The 26,282-nt window shown below is 56.4% G+C and carries 26 protein-coding genes; 7 read left to right on the forward strand and 19 right to left on the reverse strand.

Annotated features, from left to right (window positions below; genetic code table 11):
* Positions 1 to 12: 12 nt before the first annotated feature.
* The 4 genes from queE to ACR0IK_RS18170 all read right to left on the reverse strand — a co-directional run bounded on the left by queE (position 13) and on the right by ACR0IK_RS18170 (position 3,163).
* Complete coding sequence (gene queE, locus ACR0IK_RS18155; protein ID WP_480642606.1) at positions 13 to 723, reverse strand: 7-carboxy-7-deazaguanine synthase QueE; 711 nt, start codon at positions 721 to 723, stop codon at positions 13 to 15.
* Positions 720 to 1,073 (reverse strand): 6-carboxytetrahydropterin synthase QueD, encoded by a 354-nt coding sequence (queD, locus tag ACR0IK_RS18160; RefSeq protein WP_480642607.1) that lies wholly within the window; start codon positions 1,071 to 1,073, stop codon positions 720 to 722. Before queD ends, queE begins: the two co-directional genes overlap by 4 nt.
* Positions 1,073 to 1,774 carry a 7-cyano-7-deazaguanine synthase QueC gene (gene queC / locus ACR0IK_RS18165; RefSeq protein WP_480642608.1) on the reverse strand — a complete coding sequence of 234 codons (702 nt, stop codon included), beginning with the start codon at positions 1,772 to 1,774 and terminating at the stop codon, positions 1,073 to 1,075. The genes queD and queC overlap by 1 nt, the downstream gene beginning before the upstream one ends.
* A gap of 696 nt (positions 1,775 to 2,470) precedes the next feature.
* Positions 2,471 to 3,163, reverse strand: a complete 693-nt coding sequence (locus ACR0IK_RS18170; RefSeq protein ID WP_480642609.1) for a winged helix-turn-helix transcriptional regulator — start codon at positions 3,161 to 3,163, stop codon at positions 2,471 to 2,473.
* Positions 3,164 to 3,261: 98 nt separating this feature from the next.
* On the opposite strand from ACR0IK_RS18170, the gene ACR0IK_RS18175 reads away from it, so the two are divergent.
* Positions 3,262 to 4,068 carry a class I SAM-dependent methyltransferase gene (locus ACR0IK_RS18175; protein WP_480642611.1) on the forward strand — a complete coding sequence of 269 codons (807 nt, stop codon included), beginning with the start codon at positions 3,262 to 3,264 and terminating at the stop codon, positions 4,066 to 4,068.
* A 79-nt stretch (positions 4,069 to 4,147) separates the two neighbouring features.
* Here ACR0IK_RS18175 and ACR0IK_RS18180 read toward each other — a convergent pair whose 3' ends face one another.
* A complete protein-coding gene (locus ACR0IK_RS18180; RefSeq protein ID WP_480642612.1) occupies positions 4,148 to 4,852 on the reverse strand; it encodes a DUF1868 domain-containing protein in 705 nt (234 codons plus the stop codon).
* A gap of 347 nt (positions 4,853 to 5,199) precedes the next feature.
* Here ACR0IK_RS18180 and ACR0IK_RS18185 point away from each other — a divergent pair, with 347 nt between their 5' ends.
* Complete coding sequence (locus ACR0IK_RS18185) at positions 5,200 to 5,370, forward strand: hypothetical protein (protein ID WP_480595000.1); 171 nt, start codon at positions 5,200 to 5,202, stop codon at positions 5,368 to 5,370.
* Complete coding sequence (locus tag ACR0IK_RS18190; RefSeq protein ID WP_480642613.1) at positions 5,367 to 6,245, forward strand: DMT family transporter; 879 nt, start codon at positions 5,367 to 5,369, stop codon at positions 6,243 to 6,245. Before ACR0IK_RS18185 ends, ACR0IK_RS18190 begins: the two co-directional genes overlap by 4 nt.
* A gap of 90 nt (positions 6,246 to 6,335) precedes the next feature.
* Here ACR0IK_RS18190 and ACR0IK_RS18195 read toward each other — a convergent pair whose 3' ends face one another.
* The 5 genes from ACR0IK_RS18195 to ACR0IK_RS18215 are packed head-to-tail and all read right to left on the reverse strand — an operon-like array spanning position 6,336 to position 12,151.
* Positions 6,336 to 7,346: an Ldh family oxidoreductase gene (locus ACR0IK_RS18195; RefSeq protein ID WP_480642614.1), complete on the reverse strand. Its 1,011-nt coding sequence runs from the start codon at positions 7,344 to 7,346 to the stop codon at positions 6,336 to 6,338.
* Between the two features lie 12 nt (positions 7,347 to 7,358).
* Positions 7,359 to 7,988: a DUF3726 domain-containing protein gene (locus ACR0IK_RS18200; RefSeq protein ID WP_480642615.1), complete on the reverse strand. Its 630-nt coding sequence runs from the start codon at positions 7,986 to 7,988 to the stop codon at positions 7,359 to 7,361.
* Positions 7,985 to 9,673 (reverse strand): hypothetical protein, encoded by a 1,689-nt coding sequence (locus ACR0IK_RS18205; protein WP_480642616.1) that lies wholly within the window; start codon positions 9,671 to 9,673, stop codon positions 7,985 to 7,987. Before ACR0IK_RS18205 ends, ACR0IK_RS18200 begins: the two co-directional genes overlap by 4 nt.
* A gap of 4 nt (positions 9,674 to 9,677) precedes the next feature.
* Positions 9,678 to 10,652 carry a membrane dipeptidase gene (locus tag ACR0IK_RS18210; protein WP_480642690.1) on the reverse strand — a complete coding sequence of 325 codons (975 nt, stop codon included), beginning with the start codon at positions 10,650 to 10,652 and terminating at the stop codon, positions 9,678 to 9,680.
* The gene (locus ACR0IK_RS18215) at positions 10,652 to 12,151 is read right to left on the reverse strand and encodes an aldehyde dehydrogenase family protein (protein WP_480642617.1); all 1,500 of its coding nucleotides are present in this window, start codon (positions 12,149 to 12,151) and stop codon (positions 10,652 to 10,654) included. Before ACR0IK_RS18215 ends, ACR0IK_RS18210 begins: the two co-directional genes overlap by 1 nt.
* A gap of 45 nt (positions 12,152 to 12,196) precedes the next feature.
* Between ACR0IK_RS18215 and ACR0IK_RS18220 the strand changes: the two genes are divergently transcribed.
* Positions 12,197 to 13,069 (forward strand): LysR family transcriptional regulator, encoded by an 873-nt coding sequence (locus ACR0IK_RS18220; protein WP_480642619.1) that lies wholly within the window; start codon positions 12,197 to 12,199, stop codon positions 13,067 to 13,069.
* A 137-nt stretch (positions 13,070 to 13,206) separates the two neighbouring features.
* Here the strand turns inward: ACR0IK_RS18220 and ACR0IK_RS18225 are convergent, their stop codons facing one another.
* From ACR0IK_RS18225 to ACR0IK_RS18235, 3 genes are all read right to left on the reverse strand, one after another.
* Positions 13,207 to 14,205, reverse strand: coding sequence for an isopenicillin N synthase family dioxygenase (locus ACR0IK_RS18225; protein ID WP_480642620.1), 999 nt, complete (start codon positions 14,203 to 14,205; stop codon positions 13,207 to 13,209).
* 492 nt (positions 14,206 to 14,697) lie between these two features.
* Positions 14,698 to 16,512 carry an ATP-binding protein gene (locus ACR0IK_RS18230; protein WP_480642622.1) on the reverse strand — a complete coding sequence of 605 codons (1,815 nt, stop codon included), beginning with the start codon at positions 16,510 to 16,512 and terminating at the stop codon, positions 14,698 to 14,700.
* 326 nt (positions 16,513 to 16,838) lie between these two features.
* Positions 16,839 to 17,546 (reverse strand): response regulator transcription factor, encoded by a 708-nt coding sequence (locus ACR0IK_RS18235; protein WP_480642624.1) that lies wholly within the window; start codon positions 17,544 to 17,546, stop codon positions 16,839 to 16,841.
* Between the two features lie 219 nt (positions 17,547 to 17,765).
* Here ACR0IK_RS18235 and ACR0IK_RS18240 point away from each other — a divergent pair, with 219 nt between their 5' ends.
* The gene (locus ACR0IK_RS18240) at positions 17,766 to 18,494 is read left to right on the forward strand and encodes an adenylate/guanylate cyclase domain-containing protein (protein ID WP_480642625.1); all 729 of its coding nucleotides are present in this window, start codon (positions 17,766 to 17,768) and stop codon (positions 18,492 to 18,494) included.
* A gap of 131 nt (positions 18,495 to 18,625) precedes the next feature.
* Here ACR0IK_RS18240 and ACR0IK_RS18245 read toward each other — a convergent pair whose 3' ends face one another.
* The gene (locus ACR0IK_RS18245; RefSeq protein WP_480642626.1) at positions 18,626 to 19,354 is read right to left on the reverse strand and encodes a DUF5765 domain-containing protein; all 729 of its coding nucleotides are present in this window, start codon (positions 19,352 to 19,354) and stop codon (positions 18,626 to 18,628) included.
* A gap of 112 nt (positions 19,355 to 19,466) precedes the next feature.
* Between ACR0IK_RS18245 and ACR0IK_RS18250 the strand changes: the two genes are divergently transcribed.
* Together ACR0IK_RS18250 and ACR0IK_RS18255 are read left to right on the forward strand one after the other, a co-directional pair.
* Positions 19,467 to 20,288, forward strand: a complete 822-nt coding sequence (locus ACR0IK_RS18250; protein WP_480642628.1) for a class I SAM-dependent methyltransferase — start codon at positions 19,467 to 19,469, stop codon at positions 20,286 to 20,288.
* A gap of 140 nt (positions 20,289 to 20,428) precedes the next feature.
* Positions 20,429 to 21,439 carry a fatty acid desaturase gene (locus ACR0IK_RS18255; protein WP_480642630.1) on the forward strand — a complete coding sequence of 337 codons (1,011 nt, stop codon included), beginning with the start codon at positions 20,429 to 20,431 and terminating at the stop codon, positions 21,437 to 21,439.
* A gap of 290 nt (positions 21,440 to 21,729) precedes the next feature.
* Here ACR0IK_RS18255 and ACR0IK_RS18260 read toward each other — a convergent pair whose 3' ends face one another.
* The 5 genes from ACR0IK_RS18260 to ACR0IK_RS18280 all read right to left on the reverse strand — a co-directional run bounded on the left by ACR0IK_RS18260 (position 21,730) and on the right by ACR0IK_RS18280 (position 26,266).
* A complete protein-coding gene (locus ACR0IK_RS18260; RefSeq protein WP_480642631.1) occupies positions 21,730 to 21,990 on the reverse strand; it encodes a DUF6525 family protein in 261 nt (86 codons plus the stop codon).
* The gene (locus ACR0IK_RS18265) at positions 21,987 to 22,622 is read right to left on the reverse strand and encodes a DUF1826 domain-containing protein (RefSeq protein ID WP_480642632.1); all 636 of its coding nucleotides are present in this window, start codon (positions 22,620 to 22,622) and stop codon (positions 21,987 to 21,989) included. The genes ACR0IK_RS18260 and ACR0IK_RS18265 overlap by 4 nt, the downstream gene beginning before the upstream one ends.
* Positions 22,619 to 23,833, reverse strand: coding sequence for a GTP-binding protein (locus ACR0IK_RS18270; protein ID WP_480642633.1), 1,215 nt, complete (start codon positions 23,831 to 23,833; stop codon positions 22,619 to 22,621). Before ACR0IK_RS18270 ends, ACR0IK_RS18265 begins: the two co-directional genes overlap by 4 nt.
* A 3-nt stretch (positions 23,834 to 23,836) precedes the next feature.
* Positions 23,837 to 24,949, reverse strand: coding sequence for a CobW family GTP-binding protein (locus tag ACR0IK_RS18275; protein WP_480642634.1), 1,113 nt, complete (start codon positions 24,947 to 24,949; stop codon positions 23,837 to 23,839).
* Positions 24,950 to 25,174: 225 nt separating this feature from the next.
* Positions 25,175 to 26,266, reverse strand: a complete 1,092-nt coding sequence (locus ACR0IK_RS18280; protein ID WP_480642635.1) for a zinc ABC transporter substrate-binding protein — start codon at positions 26,264 to 26,266, stop codon at positions 25,175 to 25,177.
* Between the last annotated feature and the right edge of the window lie 16 nt (positions 26,267 to 26,282).

A 26,282-nucleotide genomic window follows, 5' to 3' on the forward strand; every position in this document is an offset into this window, starting at 1 on the left:
CTCCTTTCAGGGTCAGACCCCGCGTTTGTTGCCCCATAGCAGGACATGCAGTTGCGGCAGAACCCGTGGGGCGAACCAGCCATCGGCGGTCACCTTTTCCACCAGCCACAGCAACCGGTCCGACAGGGATTGCGGATCGATGGGCATGTCGGGCTCAACTTCCGAATTGCCCGGTTGCAGATAAAGAGGCAGCGCCGGATAGCGGTCGGCCACGGCGCGGGCCCAATCATAATCAGCTTCATCGAAGATCACGATTTTCATCACCACCTTCGGGCCATCTTTCGCTGCCTCGATACAGGCCGCGAAGGCGTTCCAATCCACGACTTCACCGCTAGACGGCGGCTTTGGGCTGAGAACCAGCGTATCCAAATCACCAAACCATGGCTTTGCAATCGAGCCCTGAGTTTCGCAGGCGAACCGATACCCCTCGGCCCGGCCCCGCGCGATAATCGGGCCGAAATCCTGAATGGCCGGATTGCCGCCCGAGAGCGACACGGTCAGAGGCCGCCCGCCCGACAAGGTGCGCACCCGGTCCCAGACCGCATCCGCGCCCATCGCCGCCCAATCGTGACGATAGGCGGTGTCGACCGCGTGCAGGCTGTCGCACCAGCTGCAGCGATAGTCACAGCCGCCAGTGCGCACGAACACGGTGGGTTCCCCGATCAGCGCGCCTTCGCCCTGGATCGTGGGGCCGAATATCTCGGCAATGCGCAGGGGGGTCATGGGCGGTACTCGGCCCAGGTCTTTGGTGTTTCGCTGACCCGCACGGCGGCAGTTTCCGGCCAGCGCGCGGCGCACCAGTCATAGAAATGACGCGCCATGTTCTCGGCCGTGGTCAGTATGTTCATCACGTCGTTCAGGTGGCGATGATCGAAGGTCTCGTCGATATAGGTCTTGAGCGGATTCAACTCGCCATAGTCGCGCACGAACCCGTCGGCGTTCAGTTCGGGCGCGGCCAGTTCGACCTCGACAATATAGTTGTGCCCATGCATCCGCGCGCATTGGTGATCATCGGGCAAATGGGTCAACTGGTGCGAGGCGGAGAAGTGGAACTCTTTGGTGATCCGGTACATCAGGCGGTTTCCTTCTGCGCCGTTGCTGCGACCCAGAATTCGGGATCTTCATAGGTGGTCGGATCTGCAACACCGGCCAGATGGAATGCCTCACGCCGTTCAACGCAGGTGCCGCAGCGCCCGCAGTGATGTTCGCCGCCCTTGTAGCAGGACCATGTCTGCGCAAAGGGTGTGTCCACACGCGCGCCCTCGGTCACGATGTCGGCCTTGCTTCGATGGACAAACGGGGTGAACAGCAACACGTCGGCATAGCCGTCCAGCGCGTGTTTCTGCATCGTCTCGAAGGCTTGCGTGAAGGTTGGGCGGCAGTCGGGATAGATAAAGTGATCTCCGCCATGCACCGCTGTTGCCACTGCATCGGCCCCGCGTGCTGCGGCGGCCCCAAAGGCCACGGTCAGCATGATCGCGTTGCGGTTGGGCACCACGGTCACGCGCATACTGTCCTCGGCATAATGCCCGTCGGGCACGTCCACATCGTCGGTCAGCGCCGACCCGGTCAGAACTGCCCCGACCGAGCGCAGGTCGATGATGTCATGTGACACACCCAGCCGCTGTGCGCAGAGTGCGGCATAGTCCAGCTCTTTGCGATGACGCTGGCCATAGTCAAAGGAAATCAAGCCCGCCAGCTGGTGGTCGCGTGCAACCATATGTGCCAGCGACACCGAATCCAGTCCGCCTGAGCAGATTACAATCGTCTTCATGTTTTGAACCCTTGTTTTGTTACCCGGGTAGGCTGCGACCGGGATGCGTCCTGTTATACCCGGGAACCGGGCGTGCCAAGACAGATTTGCGCAATGATTGCCCCTCCGGCATCCGAACTGCGGCTAATGGTTCATGTTGCAATTGAAAGTGCGGCGGTATCACAGGCCAATGTAACTGCAGGCGCGCATGAACTTGCCCATGAACTCATCTAAGCCGGGGCCAGGGTGATTGCGGGCCACGGGACCCATTCAGCAAGCTGTTGGAATGGGTTGACGGCAAACCAGTTGTGTATGGGCTTGGCAGCTTCTTCTGGAATACGCCTGACACCTGCGCGAAAACTGTACTCCAGGTTACAGCAAGCCAGCGTTACTTGTTTTCCATGACACTGGTAGGGACGCGGGTTGTACGATCAAGATTCACCCTCTTGTTCCGGGTAGCATGGCCACCAAGCTCCTGACACGCCCAACCTTTCCAGCTGAATTTGCGGAGGCGACAAGCCATTTGGCAGCCTCTCTTGGTGTTCCGCTGGCGTTGGGTTTTGATGCTTGTAGCGCACATGTGTATTTGCAAATGGACTGACGACTCTACTTACCCGCCGAGCGTCATTCTAGTCGGCGTGTTTTTCTATCTGTGGCCCAGTGTGCCGTGAACCGTAGGAGAGGTTGCTGCATTTCCGACAACGACAGCTTGGAGCCTCAACAATCAGTCTGACGGCATGACTTGATGGTCGTCAGCGGGCTGAGATTAAGCCATTTTATGAAAGCCTGCTTAGCCCAACCATCACCAAGAATTTCCAGCCTCTGGGTTTCTGTTGCCTTGGATGGGGTGATATCTCCCCTAACGATGTAGATGGCGTCCGGAAGTGTACAGGCCAAGTATAAGTTGACGCCGCCACCAGGGTCCTCGACGCAAAGCTCACACCGCCCATTCCTGTTCAGAAACCACCAATACCGTTTAGCTTTCGTTTGATCGGTCAGTTCCAGCCGAATGAGGCAGCGTTTCGTGCCGAATGCGTTGGCGTCGGTTGTGCTTTCAAGGCTCCAAACAAGCAATCCCAGGTCGATCTCATGTTCTTTGAGTTGGCGCCTTGTCCATCGTTGCCCCCAGATACCAAGAGCCTCGACCAGGGGAATAAACTCAAGTCCAGCGTCGGTCAGCGCATAGCCCGGGCGCTTTTCGCCAATTTCCTGGCGCGCAACGACCCCCTCTTCGATGAGCCATTTCAACCGGGAAGACAAAAGGGACGGCGACATCAACGGCACGCCGCGCTTCAATTCGGAATACTTGCGGGGGCCAGCCGCAAGATCACGGATGATCAGAGCATTCCAGCGCTCGCAAAAGAGCTCAGCCGCCTTGGCGACCGGGCAGAATTGACCATAGGATTTCATCCCGCGCCACCTGTCCCGTTACTACAGATTTTGGACTATATCCTTGGAACCACAGCGTGTCACTATTGGCCAGAATGCAGAAAAGAAGCGGGTGGATCATGATAAAAGATGCTGCATCTGCGGGTCAGGTATCGAAAACCGCAGCTGAGATTTACGATGAGTTTTTTGTTCCGGCACTGTTTGGCGAATGGGCAGGGCGGTTATGTGAACGTGCCATAATCACACCGGAAAATGCCGTTCTGGATGTTGCCTGCGGTACCGGTGCCACAACACGTGACGCCGTTGCTCGGGTTGGTCCGGCAGGCCGCGTCGTTGGTCTGGACCGAAATGCGGATATGCTTGACGTGGCGCGCAGGCGTGCCCCAGAAGTCGACTGGATCGAGGGCCGTGCCGAGGCTCTGCCGTTTTCGAGCCGTTCATTTGATGTCGTTCTCTGCCAGTTCGGGCTGATGTTCTTTGACGACAGACGCCAAGCCCTTGAGGAAATGCGGCGCGTGCTGCGGCCCGGTGGAAGGATTGCGGTATCTGTCTGGGATAAAGCCGAAAACTCACTCGGATATGCCCGCATGATCGAGCTGATAGACGAGATGTTCGGTGCCACCGCCGCAAATGCGCTGCGAGCACCTTTTATCCTTGGACGCAAGCAGTCTTTTGCCAACGTTCTTGGCGAAGGGGGATTGCAGGACGCTACCGTGACCACCATCACCGGCGCCGCGCGATTTGCATCAATCCGCGAATGGGTTCGGATGGATGTCCGCGGGTGGACATTGGCTGAGTTCATCGACGATGCCGGATACGAGGCATTGGTCGCGGAAGCGGAAAAACGGCTCGGACAATTTGCTGGCCAGGACGGATCGGTGGAATTTCCTGCGCCCGCGCATCTGGCTGTGTGGACAGCTGAATGACGCAAGACGCAGGAATCAGGTGCATACGTTGGCGGCCCAAACCGACCGCTTTTTATGCGCGTGCCGTTGAATTGGCTGCTCAGGTATTCAACACTTGGATTTCTTCGAACCGCGTCATGTCAGCAAACTGACAAAAGGCAGGGGCCGTGAGTGGAATGACAGGCGCGGCATCTGCAAGATCTGCAAGGATTGCACTAAGTTCAGTTTCCCAGATGGGCAGCACAGAATCCGGCAGCCACTTGATTGGGTAGGCAAAGGTCATGTGGTGTCGGTAAGCGTCGTGGTTCTCGTGACGATACGCGAATGGTTCGGTCAGTGCCTCGCGCCAGGCCCGCATCTTCGCCTCGTCTTCATCTGTGGCACCTTTGAGTGCAAGGCCCGTGGGGCTTAAGCCTGCCACACGCACATCAAAATCCGGGGGTGCTGTAAAACCGGCGAGGCGATCGGCCATGGCGTCGGTAATGCTGCTTACAGATGCATCCCGGTCTAGATCACGGGGCCATGTGTCGGGTGTGCGGCGGGTTTCTACAACCCCTTCGAATACGGTCATGTGCAAGCTTTCGACAGGCGTGAAAAGAAAGCACTCGGCTTCTGGCAACGCCATCACTCTTTCGCGGGCGTCCAGTACTGCCTTGTGAGCCGGGACATCGAAATCAAGATGACAGACAACGGTGTTGCCCGCCTCGGGAAGGAATTCTTCGGTGTTGTATCGCTGGCCAAGCCGCTGTGGAGGGTCCGAGTTTCTGCTGGCTGCGAATGGTGCCACGTCAATGCTGAAAGACAAGGTAAAGCTCCGTTTTTTCAACACTCTATCCGAGGTCTGTTGCAAGGTCATGACCGGATCGAGTTTTTGGCACTAGAAAACTCCTTTCGTCGATTGGACTTTGAGCGCGCTCTAACTGGTAAAAAAGCGTCTTGGCGGAAAACTCTCTGCAATGAAAACTCGTGAAATCTTCAAGCGTCAGCTCGCTGTTGTACACGTCGAGGGGGATCACACCGGTCCGCCGCGTCAGGCAATGCTGGAAACCCATCGAGATACGGTGCAAGACCGGATCTCGACTTTGCAGGATTGTCTTCACGACCTGGACACCAAGATCGTCGACTGCGATGCGCAAGAAGAAGGAAGGCAAAATGACGAACCAGAAACAGGTGGCCGAAGCACGACGTACATTCGACACGCGTATCTCTGCCGGGTTTAGCCGAGGTATCGATCAGAAGGTGGTAGTCGAGCGGGCGGACATAGCCTTTGCGCGAGGCGTGGCAAAGCAACTCTCGTGGTATTCAGAGGCGCATCAACTATGACATCGCCAATTCTTGTTAAACTTGCCTTGCTTGTCTTCACCGCGGTGACCTTTGTCGTGATCGGTGACACCGCGGGAAAGCTTCTGACCAGCAGCGGTGTCGATCCGGTCATCGTTGCTTGGTCGCGCTTTGCCCTGGGCGCAATTCTGTTGTCGCCATTCGGTGGGCTCTCGGCAAAGGACTTCCCAAGTTTCCGAGACTGGCGTGTTCTGTTGCGGGCGTGTTTTATCACCGGCGGAATATGCTGCATCCTGACGGCGTTACGAACCGAACCGATTGCTAATGTCTTTGGTGCATTTTTCATCGGGCCGGTGGTTTCCTATGTTCTCGCCATCCTGTTTCTCGGGGAAAAGCCATCGCGCCGCCGCACTATTCTGCTGGCAATTGGATTCGCAGGGGTAATGCTGGTTGTGAAGCCGGGCTTTGGCGTATCTTCCGGCATGATCTTCGCGCTTGCGGCTGGTGGATTTTATGGGGCCTATCTGGTGATGACGCGAACACTTGCAGGTGCCTACCGGCCCCGGTTCCTGCTGATGTCCCAACTTCTGATCGGTTCGGTGCTATTGACGCCGCTCGGCCTGACAGCGACGTTTCACACGCCCGACCTCTCGGTCGCTGCGTTGGTCCTGTTAAGCGCAATTGGTTCTGCCGCGGGCAATTACCTGTTGGTGATCGCAAACAAATCCGCCGAGGCCAGTCTCATCGCGCCATTGGTCTACAGCCAATTGGTCTCTGCAACGGTGCTTGGTATTTTCGTTTTCGGAGATTGGCCGGATGCCTATTCTTTGTTTGGCCTCGCGCTGATCGCATTTTCCGGGCTTGGGTCTCTGATCCTGCATCAATCGGACAAATGGGCTTCAGTCGCCAAGGGATGAACACTTGGCGGTAGGTCCATGGTTCCTTAAGTCCTCGCGGGCCATGTGGGCTCGAAAAGTGGCAGATGAAAGCCTCACTGTGCCGATCACCTAGCGCAAAAGTGCCTCAATCCTGGACAGAGTTGCCGTGTTCACTGCGACACCCTTTTTTTGGGCTGCCAGGCGTTTAGCCCCGCGACCGTCACCGGGCAGATGCGCCCCGTCCTGAGACCGGATGGATTCGACCAGACCGGCGACACCTGTCTCGAACGATCCTCCGGCTGTCGCGCCCGGATCTATCGCTATGAAGAATTGGCCGGTTTTCGGCGGGCCACCTGCAGTTCCTGAAAACGGCGAGGCATTGATACCCAAGGTGGCTCCGGTCAAAGCCGCAGCCAATACCTCGACCATCAGCGCGACGCCAACGCCTTTGTATCCGCCCGATGGTGCCATTGATCCCTTGAGGCCAACCTCGGGATCGGTGGTCGGGTTGCCTTCGGCGTCCAGCGCCCAGCCAACCGGGATCGGCTTGCCTTCGCGCGCATGTTTCATGACCTCGCTTTTGGCAATCGTGCTGGCGCTCTGGTCGATCAGCAACGCTGGTTGCCCGTCGGTCCCCGGGACAGCAACAGAAAACGGATTGGTGCCCACGACAGGTTTCGAGCCACCAGACGGGGCAATCGAGGCCGGCGCGTTGGTAAACCCCAGCGCGACCAGTCCGGCCTGTGCAAGCCTGTAGGTGTGATAGCCCAGAACACCGCAGTTGTAGCTGTTCTTGATGGCCAGAACCGCAACGCCTTGTTCCCGCGCGGCGTCGATCAGAGCGTCAAACCCCAGATCAATGGCGGAATGGGCAAAGCCGGTTGCCGCATCAACGGTCAAAACGCCCGGTCGGGGGTGCGACAGTACAGGCTTTGCCAGCCCATCGACCTTGCCGCACTGCACATGCTCACAATAGATCGGGATATATGCCAGACCGTGACTTGCGACGCCGTCCGCCTCGGTCGCGGCGGTTGCTTGCGCCAGCGGGCGGGCATTGGCCTCGGATGTGCCAGCCGCGACCAGCGCGCGGAAGGAAAGATCTTCTATTTCGGCGAGGGTTAGGGTTCGGGTGTCGGTCACTTGGATTTCTCTTCAGTCGTTGTCAGAAAGCCCGGCCCCTGCGCCCAGCAGGCGGGATTCTTCGGTTGCGGGGGCGTATGTGCGGTGGGCAATTCGGTTCAGAGCATCCCAATCATCCAGCGCGGGTTGCGCGCGCGTTTGCCGTTTGCGCAGAAGCTCAGGTGCAACACCTGGTGAAACGGTGACCCGTCGGGCTGCGGTGGGCAAAACATCGTGGACGGCAAGGTGATCTCCGTCTGTGACTGCAAGTGTGCCGTCGATTTCGACGCTTACCCAGCATTTCAGAACACGCGCCGCATTGGCGGCAAAGGGCAGCAGCATCTCAGGTGCAACAACGTCCCGCATCTCAACCGGGTCGGCCTTCAGCAGATATGCGCTGTCGGACAAGAGAGGCCCCGCCGACAACGGACACAGGTCACTGTCGCCTTGCCACAGGCCATCAACCTGTTGGGGGCGGTGCGCGGCAAGGTCCGAAGCCAGCCCGAGCGACAACAACCGGGCAAGAGCCCCGGCGCCATCCAGACCTTGCGCACAAAGCCAACGTGCTGCTTTTGACGCCTCTTCGGCCTGTCCCCAGGAATAGCCCGCCCCGCGGGTTGCGCGTTTGGCCGTTGCCTCCATCTCGTTCAGTGAGAAACTCATGCTGGCACCTCTGGATAGACCCAAAGATCGGCGTTTTCGATGGTCAGTTCTTCGGGGTAGGGTGCACCGGCATACATGCAAATGCGAACCCAGCGATCCGAACGCGGATCGAAATGAGTAGCCCCGAAGAACGACAGCTTTGCCCGCAACATATCGAGAGGCACAACCGATGCGCCGATCGTGTTGTCCCGGATTTCGCCATAGGGCGCGGTGCGGGTCATCTGGGCTCGCCGGACGGTGTGGCGATGTTCAGGATGACGCAGCAGGAACTCTGCAACTGGCACGGCGCCGTCCCATTCGATCAACTCCGCATGGGCCGCCGCTGCGTCCCGGGCCGGGGCCAGTGGCTGTTCGTAGTCCTCGATGGGTTCCTCGAACCGTTCACCCATGCGAGGCTCCAGCTTTTCTTCGGATACGTACCAAGCGCGGGCGCAGTTTTCACGGGATGCCCAATCCAGATCCAGCGCCCAACCAAACGCGCCTCGGATCAAGTCACGTACTTCGCTGATCGGCATAGCCCCATTGATCACAAATGCCTCGGCATTACCGTCAGCCATGCACGAGGCCAAGCCGTCCACAAGATCTGCGTAGGGTTCAAGGATCAGCGAGGCGAGATACTCCTGTCCTTCTACGCTGAGCGTGGTTTGCGACCACATCACCAGACGGTTCCAGGGGTGATTGCCGGTCAAACCACCTTGGTCAAGGTAATCCGAGATCGCTTGCAGATCAGCTTTCAACGCCGCCAGTTTATTGATTTGTATGGGATGGTCAGACCGCCACCACGTAATCGAAAGCTGGCTGCGTTCGAATATTTGACGAAAGTGATCGATCTCGTCCGCAGTCGCGGATTCCACGGATCGGACGCGCGCAATTGCCTCTTCCCGTGCCATGACCCAGTTGTTGAACAGGATGGGGTGATTGACAATGTACGGTGCCATGCCAAGGCCGGTGGAATTGCCGATACCCAACCAATGGGCAATGTTCGGGTCCAGTGTCGCGGCCTGACTGCCGCCCTTGGCGTTGGCCATGTGTTGCACCAGATCCCGCACGAAGGCTCGGGTCAAAAAAACCGATAGCATCTCGGCCTGAAAGGGTGCGCTCGTTTCCGGGCGGCTTGCGATGTTTTCGCGATCTGCAGCACCGAATTTGCCCGAGCCATAGACGGCCGTCGTTCGCATCAGATAACCGACCTGATAGATTTGCTGCACATCCGGCTGCCGCCCTGCGGCCAGAGCATCAACGACATGCTCCCAAAGCCGGACCGAGCGGTTGGCGCGAGATAAGGACAGCTCGGTCTCACTGACGCGCCCCGCTTCCTGCAGGGGGACGTTTTTCGAAAGACGCTCAATATCGGCCTCGGTCGGGATGCCATCAAACAAAGCGAAGGTAGCGTCCCAGGCGTCGGCGATCACACGGTCCGAGCGTTTCTCGGACGGCAGGTCATGGGCGAAGGCAACCAACGAATACGCTCTTTCCGGACCGTGGGCGGTGTAGACTGCCGTCCCGACGCCATTGGCATCAAGGGCGAAAACGGGGCGTGAAAACGACCAGTTCTCCCGCGCCATGCGGCGGGTCAGCTGCCGCATGAAGCTCAGCCGACACTGGTGTAGCGATCCCAGTCGCGACAACCGCATGACGGTGGCGGGGTCTCGTCGGTCAATGTGAATTTGCGCCTGTGTTTCCATTCGGCTACCCCCGGGCAACGAAGTTCTCGGCAAAGAACCTGTACCAGTTTCCTCCCATTATCCCGACCACTTCGTCATCGTTCAGGCCGGTCGCGCGCAACCCTTGTTCGATATTTCCAAAGTCGCGGTTGTCCCGAAACCAGGCTGGCATCGCAGGGAAGCCCGGATTACTTGCCGAGCCTTCGCCATAGTCGATCTGTTTGGACCAACGCCCAACCCGCATCCATTCGACCACGCTGTCGGGCTGATCCTGACACAAATCCGTGCCGATCCCGAGGTGCTCTGCGCCGTATTTATCCGCTGTGCGGGCGATCATCTCGCAAAAGCTGTCCAATGTGCAGTCCGACTTGTCTTTCAGGTGATGAGGGTAGACCGAAAATCCCAACATCCCACCGTTTTCCGTCACCGCCCGGATCACATCGTCACGCTTGTTGCGCAGGGCGGGCGACCATTCGTGCGGGTTTGCGTGGGTTATGGCGATCGGACGCTCGGAAAGCTCGGCTGCTTCAATAGTGGACCGATCGGCCGAGTGGCTCATGTCCACCACAAGCCCGACCCGGTTCATTTCTCTGATGACCTGACGGCCCATGCGGGTGATGCCGGTATCTTCGGCCTCATAACAGCCCGTGGCCAGCAGGGACTGGTTGTTGTAGGTCAGTTGCATGAACCGTGCGCCCAGAGTGTGCACGATTTCGACCAACCCGATATCGTCCTCGATGGGAGACGGGTTCTGGAAGCCAAAGAACACGGCCGTACGCCCGGCTTCCCGAGCCTTGTCTATGTCGCTGGCCCACAACCCTTTCATGATCAGATCGGGGTATTGCTCGAACCATCGGTTCCATTTTTCAAAGTTCAGGACGGTTTCGCGGAAATTCTCATGATAGGCGATGGTGACGTGGATTGCGTCCACGCCGCCTTCGCGCAATTGCCGAAAGATCTTCTCGGACCAATTGGTGTATTGCAGCCCGTCGATCCGCATCAAATCGGCTTTCCAGCGCTGATATAGGCGGTTTTGACCGTCGTGTAGAACTCGGCTGCGGCCTTACCCTGTTCACGCGGGCCGTACGAGCTGTCCCCGCGTCCGCCAAAGGGCACGTGATAATCAGTACCTGCGGTGGGCAGGTTCACGGTCACGACACCGGTGCGCGCGTTGCGGCGGAAATGCGTGGCGCGGGCCAGGCTCTGTGTGACGATGCCTGAGGTCAGGCCGAAATTGGTGTCGTTGACGGTGGCCAGAGCCTCGTCATAGCTGCCGACCTTGATGACCGAGGTCAGCGGTGCGAACATCTCTTCGCGGTTGATGCGCATGTCATTGGTGGTGTTCAGGAACACACCTGGGCTCATGTAATAGCCATCCTGAGGCATCTCCAATCGCTGGCCGCCGCAGGCCAGTTCGGCCCCTTCGGACTTGCCGAGATCGACATAAGCCAGGTTTTCGTCCAGCTGCTGTGCGCTGACCACCGGCCCCATCTGCGTGCCCTCTGCCAGCGCGTGGCCGACTTTCATCGCCTGCGCACCGGCCACCAGTTTTTCGACAAAGGCATCGTGCACGGCGGCATGAACCACCAGTCGAGATGACGCGGTACATTTCTGACCGGTCCCCCCGAACGCACCCCCCAACGCCAGAGAGACAGCAAGGTCGAGATCGGCATCGTCCATGACAGCCAGCGCATTTTTCGATCCCATTTCCATCTGCACCTTGGTCACGTTCTGAATGGCAGCCGCAGCAATGCCCTTGCCAACCGGGACGGACCCGGTGAACGAGATGGCATTGACCTTGGGGCTTTCGACCAGCCGCTGTCCGATCGACCGACCCGATCCCATGACAAGGCTGAACAGACCCTTGGGGATGTCCTGACGGCTGATGATCTCGGTCAGGGCGACGGCCGACGCCGGCGTGATGTTGGCGGGTTTCCAGACCACCGCATTGCCGTAGCACAGCGCCGGAGCGATTTTCCACGATGCTGTGGCTGTGGGAAAATTCCATGGGCTGATGACGGCAACAACACCGACCGCCTCGCGGCGCACGTCGATTTCGATATCCGGGCGCACTGAATCCGCGTTCTCGCCGATTTGGCGCAAACACTCGGCAGCATAGTAGGTGAAGAACTGCCCGGCGCGGTAAACTTCGCCTTTGCCTTCTGCAAGAGGTTTACCCTCTTCCCGGCTAAGCAGGGTGCCAAGCTCCTCGGCGCGGGTCATCAGTTCGGTGCCTATGTTCATCAGCACCGTCTGTTTGCGCTCGAGTCCATAGGCGGCCCACTCTGCCTGCGCGACACGGGCCTGATCCAACGTCGCCTCAAGCTGATCCGCACTGGCCTGGGCGAAATGACCGATCAGGTCGCTCAGATCAGAAGGATTGCGGTTTTCGATCTCGCTTTCGCCGGCCAGCCACTCGCCGGCGATCAGGTTCAGTTTAGTCACAACAGGCCCCACGTCATAATTGGTCGGGCCGAGAATGGACTCCGCAATCCACATCAGTCAAACTCAAACAATTGAATGAAAATTCAGGAAACTTGAAGTATGGCCATCAAGATCGAAATGCTGCGCTGCTTTTGTACTGTTGCGCAAACGGGCAACCTGACCGAGGCGGCAGACCGTCTGGGTCGCACTCAATCGGCCGTGTCGATGACACTAAAGCAACTCGAGAGCCATTTGGGCAAAAAGCTGTTTGAAGGAGAACGAAAGACCCATCTGTCCGCACTGGGAGAGCAGGTGTTCGAATTGTCCTTGAAGCAGGTTCGCCAGTTTGATCAGACGGTGCAGTCGATCGAGGCGGCTGCGGATGCCACCCACGGCCTGATGCGCATCGTGTCGGTTCCATCGGTCGCCGCGTTGGTCTTTCCTTCGGTGCTTGAACATATGACCCACCGCTTTCCCGGGCTGAGGGTCGAATTGCGCGATACGGATACGCAACAGGTGCTGGATTCGCTTGTGGACGGCAAGGCAGACATCGGAATTGCTTCGGGCTTTCATCCGTTGAAAGGGATCAAGGCCATTCCCCTGTTCGAGGATCAATTCGGGCTAGTTTGCGCGTCTGACCATCCGCTTATCACTAGCGCTACGCCGCCGACCCTGGATGATGTGATGGCGGCTGCGTTTGTTCGGAATGCCCTGTGTGATCTTATCCAGACGCCGAAATTTGTCGATGCGATCACGGATGCCGATGTCACCATTCACAACACGCATTCGCTTATTACCATGGTCAGAACCGGGAAGTGGGTGACCGTGCTCCCCCAGACTGTCGCGCGTTTTATTCCCGAAACCACCGCTTTTCGCGCCCTGCCGGACCTTCCCGACAAACGGCAGGTCTATTTGTACGTTAAGGAGAAACCCCGGTTCCAGGAACTGACGGATGAGTGCAGCGCTTTCATTTTGAGCAGAAATCTGGTCTGAGGCGATTAATGAAATATCGGAATTCTGTGGTTTGCCAGATTCGCGGTCGATTATGTCGCAGGAACTGAAATAAGGTGAAGGCCGGAACATCGGGTAATTATTTAAGCTTCTGAACCCCGCCTATTCCGGCCATCTGCTTAAACAGCTTCTTTCAGATGGGCGTAGCTGGCCGCGAAACGTCCGAACTTATGTGCTCCGCACGTGACGCTTTCATAGCGGCGCGGGTTGTCCTCAGAGATGCACGAGTCCAGGGGCGTGAACACCGCTTCATAGTCGGCATCAATGAAGAATGGGATCGAATAACGTTCACGACCCGAGGTGTTGATGACGCGGTGCATGTTGGCCAGATAGACATCATTGGTCAGACGCTGGATCAGGTCTCCGATATTGATCACGAAGGTCCCGGAGATCGGAGACCCTTCGACCCAATTGCCTTCGCGGTTCATCACCTGAAGACCGCCAACATCATCCTGCGCCAGAATGGTCAAGTTGCCATAATCGGTATGCGCGCCGATGCCGATGATCTTTTCATCTATCATGCCGTTTTGCGGTGGGTAGTGCAGCAGACGCTGAATACTGATCGGGCTTTTCATCAGGTTTTCGAAGTGGGTTTCAGGCAGGCACAAACTCAGCGCGACGCCACCCAGTAGCTGTTTGGACAGTGTGACCATTTTCTGGTGATAGCTGTAAACCAAGTCCTGAAATTCGGGCAGCCGGTCCGTCCATTGATTGGGTCCGAAAAACGGGCCCTCCAAAGCTTCACACTCGGGCCCGATATCAAAACACTCTTTCAGGTCTTTGGTCTTGGTCGGATCGGTGTTTTCTCCATAGGGTTCGATATAGCCGCGCAGCGCCACGTCAGAGTTGCTGACATGCAGCTTCATCTTGTCTTTCATCGGCAGATTGAAGAAACGGCGGGTGACGTCGAAGACCTGATCGACGAAATCCTGCGCGACGCCGTGGTTCTTTACATACATGAAGCCGGTGTTCGACAGTGCCCAGCGAATTTCCTTTGCCACTTTCAGTTTGTCGCTGCCGTCCAGCAGCGGAGCTACGTCGATTATGGGAAGTTTGTCGAAGGATTCACGCTTTGCGCGCAACTTGTCATCCAGTTGCGCAACGAGGTCTTGTGCCATTGGGGTTTTCCGTCCTGAGAAAGGCCTGATTGCAAGCGCAACCTGACAGGGCTTGCCCCTTTTTCAATATTTCAAAATTTCAGAGACGAATGAACTGAGATCAACTGATGGCTTTGTGTTTGGTCGCTTTCATGGGTCCAAAGGTGCATTCGAAAGCTCAAAATGACCTGAAATCATGGTAATTATTGCGAGGATTGTCAGGATTGTATGCCTGGGAAGGAGTCGAATATTTTTTAACGCTTTAGTATGGAGCATCCGAATCTCCGGCCTAAAGCCTGATTTTTCTTGTTGGGTTCGTTGTGCTCCCCATTTATCGGGCTTGCGGAGCGTCTCCTTTGACGACAGTTTTGGTGAAGGCCCTGTAGAACCACCGTGACGCTGACCCGACCCCTGTTCGTCGGTCTGGACGCGTTCAAGCGATGCTTCGCAAAACTGATGTAGGGCGGGGCTCTATGCCCGAACGGAAGAAGGTTGGCTGTCTGTGCGCAACAGTCAAGCTGTTCGCTTTTTAAGGCTCTTTAGCACGGCCCCACATGAATCGATCAGTTCCTTCAACTCGACGCCATAGTTTTCAGTTCCGCTTTGCAAAAGCGTCTCGACAGATTTTGCCATGTTCGCAAGTTCAGTTTCACCAAAGCTCGACACACTGCCGTAAACTCGGTGAACCAGAAACTCAATCCGATCCCGATCACCCTGTTTCTGCGCTTTCTCGAGTTGCGAGTGGCACTCTTCCAATGACTCACTGAACGCCAGAAAGACTTGCTCCATTTCTTCACCGCTCAAGAACTTGCTGAGGCGCGCCTTGGTGACTTCTGACTGAGAGGACACGTATGGCGCGTCCGAGGGGTGTTTCTCGATCGACGCCCGGATCGCGCCGTACAGAACACGTTCATCCAACGGCTTGGAGACGACCGCGTCGAAGCCTGCTGCCGTATATTCATCAAGATCTTCGGGCATTACGTTTGCAGTGACTGCTATGGTCGCGATCGTCTTGTCGGGCCGCTTGACCTTTGCAATTCCTTTAAGGTCGCGCGCCAATTGAACGCCTGTCGTATCTGGAAGACGGATATCTGTCAGGATGCAATCAACCTTGTCTGGTCTGAACACCTCTTTCGCGTCACGGCCATTTGCCGCTGCAGTGACTTCATGTCCGTCTCGCTCCAGCAGACTCTTGAGGATTTCCATACTGGTGGGGTCGTCCTCGACAATCAGCACGTTCTGCTGTGAACCCACCGTAACGGCCATCCCCGCTGCCTCGGATTGAGGCGATGGGGCTGGTGCGGCCTGAAACGGCACTTCCACCCGGAAAACTGTTCCTTCGCCGAGGCTGCTTTTCACGGTGACCTGTCCTTCCAGTGAGGACACAAGTCCGCGCACGATCGAAAGCCCCAGCCCGGTTCCTCCAATTTTGCGGGAATCAATGTTTGACGCTTGCGTGAACGGTTCAAAAATACTGGCAACCTGATCCTCGGGCACACCGATCCCGGTGTCGCTGACGGTGAAGGCCACGGACTGTTTTGATTGCTCAAACGACAAGGTCACCGAACCCTCTTGGGTGAATTTCACCGCATTTCCAAGCAGGTTCAGCAAGATGTGTCTCAGGTGACCACTATTTCCGCTAAGATAAACGCCATCGTCGAACTGAGGGATGATCAGTTGCAGGTTTTTGGAACGGGCCAGGGGGCGAAGTACGGCCTCCAGATCCTGAAGGATTTCAGACAGGTTGAAAGTTTGATATTCGAGGTCTTCGGCTTTTTCTTCCAGCCTTGCGATGTTCAGAACGTCATCGATGAGGTTTCTCATCGCAAGGCTGGAGCGTTCGATTTCATCCAGTCTCTGATCCAGCGATGCGCGGTCTTGCGGCATCAGTTTGATCAGCCGGATATTCCCGACGATGCCGTTCAGCGGTGTGCGCAGCTCGTGGCTTGCGGTTGCGAGAAACTGCGATTTTGCTTCATTCGCTTTCTCCGCGTCGTTGCGCGCTTTTTCAAGATAGACGCTTTGAACAAAGTTTGCCCGTAACGTCCTTTCCGAAAAAAACTTTGCATACAGGCCGATCAGAACCACTGAGCAAAGAACAAAGGAAGGACCGATCCAGGTGTCGATGCCATTGCTGGCGCCGGAATTATCAAACACCAGATAATAGGATACCGGGACAAAAAGCAGAAGCTGCAGCGCTGCCGAATGGGAAAACACAAAAGGCAGGAAAACAGTGCCGGCCAAGCTGATCAGCGCAAAGCGATACAGGAAATCTTTCGATTCATGGTCGCCCGAAAACGCAAAGGCAGCCCAGATAACGAGGTACATCAAAGACCATCCCGTTGAAATTATGACGGGTAATGTGCGCGCGGGAAGTTTGTGGGAGAAAAAGAAAAGCCCAAAGATGAAAGAGATGATGAAAAGCCTGGCGCCCCAGACCGCCAGATCCTGTCCAGAGAATGCGCGCGTATGTAGGACAAAGACCTCCAGAAAGGCGAAAACGACATAGAAAGACGCCCCGAACAACAAGGCCGTCCTGAATTGACCGCGCGTGGATTCGAAATACCACTCGCGGTATTTGCCCTCGACAGTCTTATCAACGAAGTTCTGGGTAAGCGCGTTGATAGGCTCGTCATATATGTAGGCGCGCGGGATCAACTTCGCACCAGCCCCAGCCGATAGCCGACACCATGGACAGTTGAGATGATTTTGGGTCCATCACGCCCGCTCGACAGCTTTTTCCGAATTTTCGCCACCAATGCGTCGATTGTGCGCTCACCGGCATCATGATCCGGCGACAGAGCAACAGCGTCCAGTAGGACCGCGCGGGACAACACGCGACCGTTTGCATTGACAATAGCCATCAGCACATCAAATTCAGCGCGGGTGAACGGGGTCGTTTCCAGCTGTTCGTTCCATACTTGTCGGGTATCGAGGTCAATTTCCACTTCGCCAAGGCGCACCCGGGTTTCCCGGCGAGGAGTCGACGCATGGGCGTTCGTCCGGCGAAGAACCGCGTTGATGCGCGACAAAAGCTCATCAGGATCAAAAGGCTTGGTGAGGTAATCGTCGCCCCCGATGTCCAGCCCGCTGATCTTGTCACTGGCGCTGTCTCTGGAGGAGACAAAAATGATGGGCGGCAGCGCCGATTTCGCCCGCATCGAACGCGCCAGCACCAAGCCGTCTTCGTCCGGCAGCCCCAGATCAAGCAGCGCAATATCCACGGATTTCGAGGCGAGGATCGCGCGGGCATCCGCGACATTGGACGCCTGAAGGACGCTGAAATGAGGCTTGAGAAGCGCAGACGTCAAAGCGAGCAATGACGGATCATCTTCTACCAACAATACATTCAGCTTTTTCAAGGTTCAGTCCTCAACACTATGTTTCGATACGCGATTTCACATGGATGGGTGTCGCGGCCCGCAGTGCTCTAACCTCTTTTTGGAATATGTATCCGGTGAGGCACAAGCCTAGCGTGCGCTAAACCAGCCGCTGTTAACACTTCATTAACATTTGCGTCGCGGCTTGTTGACAATATGCAAGTAGCCTGCGGTGCAAATACTTTATTTTGTGGTGCACAAATGCTGAACACTTCGTTTTCAATTATTGAGCCTGTTGACTACCCCGAGATGCCCGAGCCGTTAAGCCCCTGGAAGAACCTTGGTTCTTTGGGTGTCGTGGATATGAACCGAGACGATCAGTCGGTCGTAAAAAGATTTCCGACCCAGCCCGGCAAGACCCCGTCTGACCAAGGCAACCTGATCGACCAGACCTTTGAAGAAAACATCTCGCTTTGCTCTGGTGACAGTGAAAACGACAGTCTTCTGATCACGATCATGATGACAGACGTAGTGAACTCGACCGAAATTATCGCACGCCTTGGTGATGCAAAATGGCGGGACATCATGGACTGCCTTGATGCGGCCGCGATCCGGACTGTTGCCCAGCACGATGGCTCGCTTATCAAACTGATGGGGGATGGGTTGCTGGCGGCATTCCCACGACCCAGCGCTGCGATTGCCTGTGCCCGGGCGTTTCAGGCTGCGGCAAGTAAATCCGGCCTCAAGATCCGCACCGGGATTCACGCTGGAGAATGCTTGCGAACAGTTAACGACGTGACGGGGATCGCGATTGCAATTACGGCCCGTGTCCTGAGCCTCACGCCGGGCGGGCATGTCTGGGTTTCCAGCACCGTACGTGATCTGGTTCTTGGGTCTGGTCTGGATTTCACCAAAATGGGGTCAAGGCCACTGAAGGGGCTGTCGGAAGAGTGGGTTCTTTATCAACTGGTTGAGGAAGACACGGCATAGCGCCGCGTCAGTTTGTGTTTTCGACTCTCAAAAGCTCAAGGGGGTCTGAATGTTCGGCGAAGAACCCATTCAGGTCGCAAGCATGATGAGGGAAGAAATGGTGATGCGCGGGTGAACGGGTTGTTCGGTTTCTAGAGTGTTCTTTTATATCTACCGTTCACCCTGCGCAGCACATCCCATATCGGCCACGATTTCACGAACAGGAATTCCCGTAGCGGCGTGAAGACAATTATCATTACAATTCCAAGTGAGAACAGACACCAAATGGCGGGCATTTCCGTTGGGCTGGATGCTGTTGCCCAGGCTAGCGTCGGTCCGATCAACAGCTGAAAGCCTGCTACTTTCCACGCGCCCAACAGGGCCGGAAGTATGAACATCACGGTGAAGTAAACCGGGAAATTCAAATCATATTGCCGCCCGAGTATCGTGGCAGGCAGACGTTCACCCAGGTCATTCAGCGGTAAATGCCAGCCGATATGCCAGCTTTCCTTCTTCACGCACAGATGGTCGCTGCACAAAAGCCGACCAGGTCTGCACGCGCCGGCCCATTCGAAGGGGTAGATTTGTATCAGCAGATACGCCCCGGTCAGTGCACCTATGCCCAGAACAACCGGCATGACTATCCGGCGTACGTCGCTGGGGATGAAATAAAGCGCCAGGATACAGGTAAACAATGGCTGAAACGCTATGTGCAAATAAGCCAGCAATGTTGCAACCTGGTTCTGGGGCAGGGCACATTGGCCTTCCACCGAATAGGAGTACCCCTGTAGCACCTCGATCGCAGTAAAATACACCAGCGGAGTCCAGAGCAAAGCGCTGTCGCCCTGACGTATTGCTTTTACTGTGGCGACGACCCCCACGGCGGCGATCGTATAAGAAGCTGGCCCACTCCAACACATTGTTCTATCAATTTCCGAAACTTACCATGTCGGGATCAGTATGCATTCGTTGAACCGCCGAGAAAGGCCTTTTTTGATCGACGAGGTTCTGGATGATTTCGCAAGGTTTGATTTTCCGCTGAAAGACATCTGGCTTAGCGCCGCCCGGTTTCATTTCCAAAACCTCGACCCTGAGATTTCAGCTCTGCCGCAGGGCGCGCGTGCGCTAGAAGTCGGTTGCGGTGCCGGAATACTGCTGACGTTATTGGCGCAAAGGCACCCAAATGTCAGCCTGGAAGGAATCGAACCTTTTGCCGAAGGTTTTGAGGCGATGGAAGGTGTGCTGCAACATGCCCAGGGGTTGGGGGCCAAGATATATCGCTCGACCTACGAGGATTATAACGCCTCACACGCGTATGATCTGGTCTATCTGGTCAATGTGCTGGAGCATCTTCCGGACTGGAGGCACTTTCTGGGTACATTGCCGCGACTTCTGAAGCCCAAAGGGCGATGCGTCGTGCTGTGTCCCAACTATGGGTTCCCCTACGAGCCGCATTTCAACATCCCCATTGTCGGCTCAAAGGTGACCACCGGGCGACTGTTCCGGCGGCGAATTGACTGGGTTGAAGACACCTATGGGGTACATGGTCTGTGGAACAGTCTGAACTTTGTCCGACTGTCCGAAATCAAGCGGTATCTGGCCGCGTCCCAGCTGAATTTACGTGTGCGGCACGAGATAACGGACCGGATGATTGACCGGTTCAACACCGATCCTGTGTTTCAAAAACACATCGGAGTGTTCAACAGGGTTGGGCGCGCAGCTAAGGCACTTGGTCTAACGCAAGCGTTTCGCCTTGGGCCTTTTGAGAACATTCAACCTTACATGTTTCTGGAGTTTTCCCGCGTATCCCAGTGACATCAGGTCCTGTCCGCGCGATCATCGTACCAAGTCAGGTTGTGTTACCAGGCAATCGATAGGCGGCCCAACCCTTGCTAAGGTCAGGTTGTTGATGGCACAGTGCTTTCAAATTAGCAGATTTTGTCCAGCGACTAAGTATGAACTCGATCAAAGTTCCGCGCGAGTTTGCACGAGCAGACGATCGGTCGGCCTGCAAAGCTTTGGCGATCAGTGTGATTATCGTCGCGCTTGGGTTGGGTGTCCCCGCCGTCTTTGCTGGATCCTGGTTGGCACTGATTGGCGGCGCGCTTCTCTTCGGCGCAGGGATTCTGCGGCTTTACTCAATCCAGCATGATTGTGGGCATTACAGCTATTTCTCGGATCGAAAGCTGAACGACCTTCTCGGCAACGGTCTGTCTATTTTTTCGGGAATTGCGCACAGTGTTCTGAGGTACAATCACAATCTACACCACCTGCACCTTGGTGATCTGGAACACCGGGATGTCCACGAGGTTTTTGTAATGACACTGCGCGAATATGAGTCCGCGCCCGTTTCCAGAAAACTGTTCTATCGCATCTACAGGCATCCGATCACATTGTTCCTTCTGGGGCCACTGCTGATCTACTTTGTGCAGTATCGCTGGCCTAGAAATACGCTGAAAGTCAGTGTTCGGGATGTTTTGCTTCAGAATATCGCAATGTTTGGGTTCTGGTTTCTGGTGATCACGTTTCTGGGGTGGTGGGCGTTTTTTGCCCTGATCCTTGGGAGCGTCTTTGCGGGCAGCTTTGGGATTTTTGTCGTCTATATTGGTCACAATTTCGAAGAAACCTATTGGCGGGATACAGGCGAAAAAAACGCTCAGGCCGCGGCGTTGAATGGCGCAAGTTCTCTTCGTCTGGGAGTTCTTGTTGACTTTGTACTCTTGAATTTTGGGTTTCACGATCTGCATCACTACAATGCAAAGATCCCGTGTTATCGCCTGAAGGAATGTAACGCAGCGATAGCCGAAGATTGGAACAGCGCGGCTATTGGTGTGAAAGACTCTTTGGAATGCCTGCGGTGGCGGCTATGGGATGAAGATGCGAACAGAATGATACCGTTTCCGCAGTCTTTCCGACACGACATCCGCTTTGGATTGGTCAATTCAAAGGAGTCACGTCAGAGGTAATCTCAGCAAATTTGTTTGGCGCCCATCAAGTCCAGGGTGCTAGTCATTTGCAACGACACGTTGGGCAAAAAGCTCCTGCAGGCATCGACGATCCGTGTCCCTGTGGTGGCAATGATAATGGCCGCATACCTGCCGGTATTGATGAATGTATCACCCGGGCAAGGCCAATTTCACTTTGGCGCAGTAGGAAACCGCAGGATTCATCAAGCACATACTGACCATCGCCGCACCATTTGCCCGATCCGCCTGAGGGTAAACTGGCGACAGGCCCCATACTCATCCGGTGGTGATCACATGACCGCAGTTGTTACCGTGTCTTTCGCTAACTGCACAGACTCAAGGCGTCTCAACTCCTCCAGCGCGTGTCTTTGGTCACCCGTCCGAGCCAGCGCATTGTTGTAGGCCCGAAGAACTGAGCGTGGACGCCAGGGCAGGGCGGCTTGCGCCACCCACGCGCGTAAAACTGGGGGAAGGCGGTCGAATTCGCGCATCGGGTCCTCTCGGCGACGCCGTTTCCTGAGGTTTGTCTTACCAAGATTGCGGCCCATCATTCGACCTCGTCGATGTCAAAAATTGGATCCAGCACAAGAATAAGGCGCGTTTCACTCGTACCCGCGATCGGTGGTGAGCGATGCACCAGACCAACGGGTGGATCCTGCGGCCAGAGAGTACCGCGCATGATCATCGGCGCGCCGGTCGGGACAGTGAAAACCCGCATTGGGTCTGCGCCATCTGTCGAAATTCCGTATTGTGTGCCGGTGCCCCGATAGGTGCAGATCAGGCGGGCATAGATTGCGTCAATGTGGAACTTCCGGCAGGCGTTGGTGGTGATCGCGTCCAGACGCAGGCGCAAAAAAGGCGCGCGCATTATCTTGGCAAAACGGGCAGCCAAATCGGAGATATCGTTTTCGAACCAGCTGCGTTCAGTCGTGTCTTGCATACCCGCAATGTCGCACAGATGTTGCACGGCACTTGATATTGCCTCCGGACGCAGGATGAGCCGTGCGCTGGGAAGTTGTGATGGGTCGAGCGCGTCGATCCATGCCTGAAACTCGGTATCAGGCTGACGCCGCCAGATTGTCGCAGCGCATCCCGGCATTTCGATTTCCGCCAGTCCTTCGGTGGTGTATGCAACACCGACACCCACCGCCACATCTTTCAATTCTGTTCGGACAAAGTTCACGCGGCATCCTCCACCCGGCGCCAGAGCGGGAACGGGTCGGGCAGATCCATTGGAAGGGCGTCCGGTCCGGGTGCATCGTTCTTGGACAGCAAACAGGAATCGAGCCGGGACTTCAGCACCGGCCAGTTGATACCCGCGCCGATGAAGACAATCTCTTGCCGCCGGTCGCCCCATGGCTGGCTCCAATGCTGTTTGATGTAGTCCAGCACCGATGGGTGGTCGGGCCACCGGCTATCCGGCACGGACGCCCACCAGGTGCCGATCGGTTGAACGCTCGAAAGGGCGCCCGCGAGGGAGAACTCAGCCACCCATTCAGGCCGCGTCGCAATCCAGAAATGGCCCTTTGCACGGATCACACCGGGCAATTCGCCGTTGAGCATGGCCAGAATTTTCTCGGGCTCAAACGGCTGTCGTGCGCGGTAGACAAAGGACGAAACACCGTATTCCTCGGTTTCTGGAACATGGTCGTCGAAACCGTAGAGCTCTTTGGCCCACATTGGGTGCTGATGAGCCGCTTCGAAATCGAACAAGCCGGTGTCCAGAATGGCGTCGCTGTCGACGTCGGAATGGTTTGTTTCCAAGATAACGGCGTCCGCGTTCAGGCTGCGGATAATCTTGCGCGCGGCATCGGTTCGTTCCGCCCCGGCATCGTCAATCTTGTTGAGAATGACCACGTCTGCAAATTCGATCTGATCCGTCAGTAGATGCACCAGAGTGCGCTCATCGCCTTCGCCCATTGTTTCGCCTCGGTCATGCAGGAAATCATGGCTGGAGAAGTCCTTGAGCAGGTTCACGGCATCAACGACCGTAACCATGGTGTCAAGGCGGGCGACATCCGAGAGGCTGTTGCCATCCTCGTCCCGGAAATCAAAGGTTGCAGCAACGGGCAGGGGTTCCGAGATGCCCGTGGACTCGATCAGCAGGTAGTCGAACCGGCCTTCAGCCGCCAGCCGACGTACTTCATTCAGCAGGTCATCGCGCAGGGTGCAGCAGATGCAGCCGTTCGACATCTCGACCAGCGTTTCATCGGTGCGGCTCAGCACGGTTTCGGCGCGCACCAGGTCAGCGTCGATATTCACTTCGGACATGTCGTTGACAATCACGGCAACGCGCCGGCCTTCGCGGTTGTTCAGCACACGGTTCAGCAGCGTGGTTTTTCCGGCCCCGAGGAAGCCGGACAGGACGGTGACGGGAAGACGGGTATCAGTCATGGCTCAGAAGTTTTCCTGCGTTGCGGTGTTGGATTGATGGGCGCGCAACATGTCGAGGCTGCGCTGCAGTTCGGGATGGCTGAGATCACGGGCAATGACCACAATGCGCGAGCGGCGGTCATCCCCGATCCAGTTGTTCAGCGGAATGGGCGGGTCGAAGATGTTCTGCACGCCGTGAAACACGAATGGCACCTCGATGCCTTCTAGGAAGACAATGCCTTTCACGCGCAGAATGTCAGGGCCTTTCAGCGCAATCAGGGTGTCCAGCCAGTAGTCAAAAACAGTGTCCTTGATTGGCGCATCCAGAATGATCGAGGCGGAACTGATCCGGATATCATGAGGCGTCGGTGCAAACGCCACCGGCTTGGGCTTGGACAGCCCGGACAGGTTAGCAAATGAGTCTGCCTTGGGGTCGGCGTTCGGCGTCGTCCACAGGATTGCGTCTTCCTGAGCTACACCCTTGCGCAAGCCGCTCAGCCCCCATAGTTTTTTTGGATCGAATTGCCCAGCGATAGGGCACTCAACCCGGGCAGTGGGGTTGAGCGTATTCAATCGCTTGGAAAAGGTATCCGCCGCCGTCTTGGAAACAAGATCGGTTTTGCTGAGCAGGATCAGATCGGCCATCGCGACCTGTGAGACCGCTTCGAACTGCGCATCCAGAGTCTCGGGTCCATTGGCTGCATCGACGACGGTCACCAAGCCATCCATGCGGGTTGTGCGCCCCAGTTCGGGTTCAATCAATAGCGTCTGCAGGATGGGGCCGGGGTCAGCAAGACCCGTCGTTTCGATTACAATTCGTTCAAACTGAAGTAGCCCGTCGTCCCGCCGATCGATTAAATCTGCGATGGTTCCGGCCAGATCCCCCCGAATGGAACAGCACAGACAGCCGGATTGCATCAGGATGACCTCATCCTCAGTGGTTTCGATCAAATCATGGTCCAGCCCGGCCTCGCCGAATTCATTCACAATGACCGCGATTTTCTCGGAAGATGACTCTGATAGTACCGCGTTCAAGAGCGTTGTTTTCCCGGCACCCAGAAAGCCTGTCAGAACAGTGACGGGTAGCCGTCTGTCTTTCGTAAGGTCTACGTCTTGTGCGTCCTGGGAAATCACCATTCTCTCCTGTTTTCGGAATGTGATATCATAACATAATGGAAAAACAACACAAGCTGTCCAATGCACGATCACAACGCAGGCTAAAACATGCTGGTAGAGACGAAACCTAAAGCGCCTTGGGAAATGATGCAGGGGCGCGGTCGGTTGGAGTATGGCATACGGTTCGTCGCGTGCAGTAGGAGGTGGTTGGCCCGGCCGAAATCCCAACTTCAGCCGGGATTCGGTTTAGAGGCACTCGGCCAGTGTATTGGCCATATTGCGGATAACTTGCGGATAGAGTTCCGCACCGGGCTCAAGATCAGAACCAAGTGGGTCCATTACCCCGGTGTTGGCTTCGGTGCCAGACAGAACGGTTGCAACGATCCCGGGGTTGAACTGAGGTTCGGTCATGACGCAGTCGATACCCTCTTTGCGGATACGGTCCTGAATTTCGGCGATACGCGCCGGGCTTGGGTCGGATGCGTCGCTGAGGGAAATCGCGCCCGAGGCCGGGAAGTTGAATGCATCCTCGAAATACTGGTAGGCGTCATGGAACACGATGAAGCTGCCGCCACGGACCGGCTCCAGGGTTTCGACCACTTCGGCAGACAGTGCCGCCATTTCTTCGCGTGCAGCCGCGGCATTAGCAAAATATGCACCCGCGTTGTCTGGATCAGCAGCCGATAGTTGCGCCGCAATTACGTTCAGCCAGGTATCGGCGTTTGCCGGAGATAACCAGGCATGGGGGTCATGGTTGCCATGTGCGTGATCGTTGTGATCATCGTGGTCAGCATGATCTGCGTGATCATGGTCCTCGTGGTCATGATCGTCGTGCTTGGCGTGATCATTGTGATCATGCTCGTCTTCATGCGCGTGCTCGTCATCATGATCGTCGTCGTTGTGATCATGTTCATCTTCGTGCGCATGCTCACCGTCTTCGGCATGCTTGTCGCCGTGGTCGGCATGATCATGTGCCTCGAACAAGACGTTTTCGCGGAAATCCAGTCGAACTGTTCCGTCCGAGGCAAGCAACGATGTGACTGAGGCGCCATCAGCGAGAGTCCCGACCGCGTCTTCCAGCCAAGGTGTCAGGTCTTCACCGATCCAGAACACCAGGTCTGCCTCTTGCAGTGCGGCGGCTTCCGATGGGCGCAGGTTGTATTCGTGAGGCGACGCACCCGGCTGGATGATCAGGTCAGGTGTTCCAACACCATCCATGACACGGGTCACCAGCGAATGGAGTGGCGCGATATCGACTGCCACGTTCGGAACATCCGCCATGGCCGTGCCACCCACAAGTGCAGCCGAGATCGATACTGGGAGAAGCTTTCTGGACATCAGACCCTCTGTGTGA

Source organism: Ruegeria sp. BF7 (genome assembly GCF_056538605.1).

What these genes read in the sequence shown, in the direction of transcription:
- ACR0IK_RS18175 (WP_480642611.1), top strand. Translation starts at nt 3,262, where the DNA reads ATGATAAAAGATGCTGCATCTGCGGGTCAGGTATCGAAAACCGCAGCT.
- ACR0IK_RS18205 (WP_480642616.1), bottom strand. Translation starts at nt 9,673, where the DNA reads ATGGAAACACAGGCGCAAATTCACATTGACCGACGAGACCCCGCCACC.
- queC (WP_480642608.1), bottom strand. Translation starts at nt 1,774, where the DNA reads ATGAAGACGATTGTAATCTGCTCAGGCGGACTGGATTCGGTGTCGCTG.
- ACR0IK_RS18185 (WP_480595000.1), top strand. Translation starts at nt 5,200, where the DNA reads ATGACGAACCAGAAACAGGTGGCCGAAGCACGACGTACATTCGACACG.
- queE (WP_480642606.1), bottom strand. Translation starts at nt 723, where the DNA reads ATGACCCCCCTGCGCATTGCCGAGATATTCGGCCCCACGATCCAGGGC.
- ACR0IK_RS18230 (WP_480642622.1), bottom strand. Translation starts at nt 16,512, where the DNA reads ATGTACCTCGTTATCTGGGCTGCCTTTGCGTTTTCGGGCGACCATGAA.
- ACR0IK_RS18260 (WP_480642631.1), bottom strand. Translation starts at nt 21,990, where the DNA reads ATGATGGGCCGCAATCTTGGTAAGACAAACCTCAGGAAACGGCGTCGC.
- ACR0IK_RS18255 (WP_480642630.1), top strand. Translation starts at nt 20,429, where the DNA reads ATGAACTCGATCAAAGTTCCGCGCGAGTTTGCACGAGCAGACGATCGG.
- ACR0IK_RS18240 (WP_480642625.1), top strand. Translation starts at nt 17,766, where the DNA reads ATGCTGAACACTTCGTTTTCAATTATTGAGCCTGTTGACTACCCCGAG.
- ACR0IK_RS18280 (WP_480642635.1), bottom strand. Translation starts at nt 26,266, where the DNA reads ATGTCCAGAAAGCTTCTCCCAGTATCGATCTCGGCTGCACTTGTGGGT.
- ACR0IK_RS18220 (WP_480642619.1), top strand. Translation starts at nt 12,197, where the DNA reads ATGGCCATCAAGATCGAAATGCTGCGCTGCTTTTGTACTGTTGCGCAA.
- ACR0IK_RS18275 (WP_480642634.1), bottom strand. Translation starts at nt 24,949, where the DNA reads ATGGTGATTTCCCAGGACGCACAAGACGTAGACCTTACGAAAGACAGA.
- ACR0IK_RS18215 (WP_480642617.1), bottom strand. Translation starts at nt 12,151, where the DNA reads ATGTGGATTGCGGAGTCCATTCTCGGCCCGACCAATTATGACGTGGGG.
- ACR0IK_RS18170 (WP_480642609.1), bottom strand. Translation starts at nt 3,163, where the DNA reads ATGAAATCCTATGGTCAATTCTGCCCGGTCGCCAAGGCGGCTGAGCTC.
- ACR0IK_RS18200 (WP_480642615.1), bottom strand. Translation starts at nt 7,988, where the DNA reads ATGAGTTTCTCACTGAACGAGATGGAGGCAACGGCCAAACGCGCAACC.
- ACR0IK_RS18270 (WP_480642633.1), bottom strand. Translation starts at nt 23,833, where the DNA reads ATGACTGATACCCGTCTTCCCGTCACCGTCCTGTCCGGCTTCCTCGGG.
- ACR0IK_RS18190 (WP_480642613.1), top strand. Translation starts at nt 5,367, where the DNA reads ATGACATCGCCAATTCTTGTTAAACTTGCCTTGCTTGTCTTCACCGCG.
- ACR0IK_RS18210 (WP_480642690.1), bottom strand. Translation starts at nt 10,652, where the DNA reads ATGCGGATCGACGGGCTGCAATACACCAATTGGTCCGAGAAGATCTTT.
- queD (WP_480642607.1), bottom strand. Translation starts at nt 1,073, where the DNA reads ATGTACCGGATCACCAAAGAGTTCCACTTCTCCGCCTCGCACCAGTTG.
- ACR0IK_RS18225 (WP_480642620.1), bottom strand. Translation starts at nt 14,205, where the DNA reads ATGGCACAAGACCTCGTTGCGCAACTGGATGACAAGTTGCGCGCAAAG.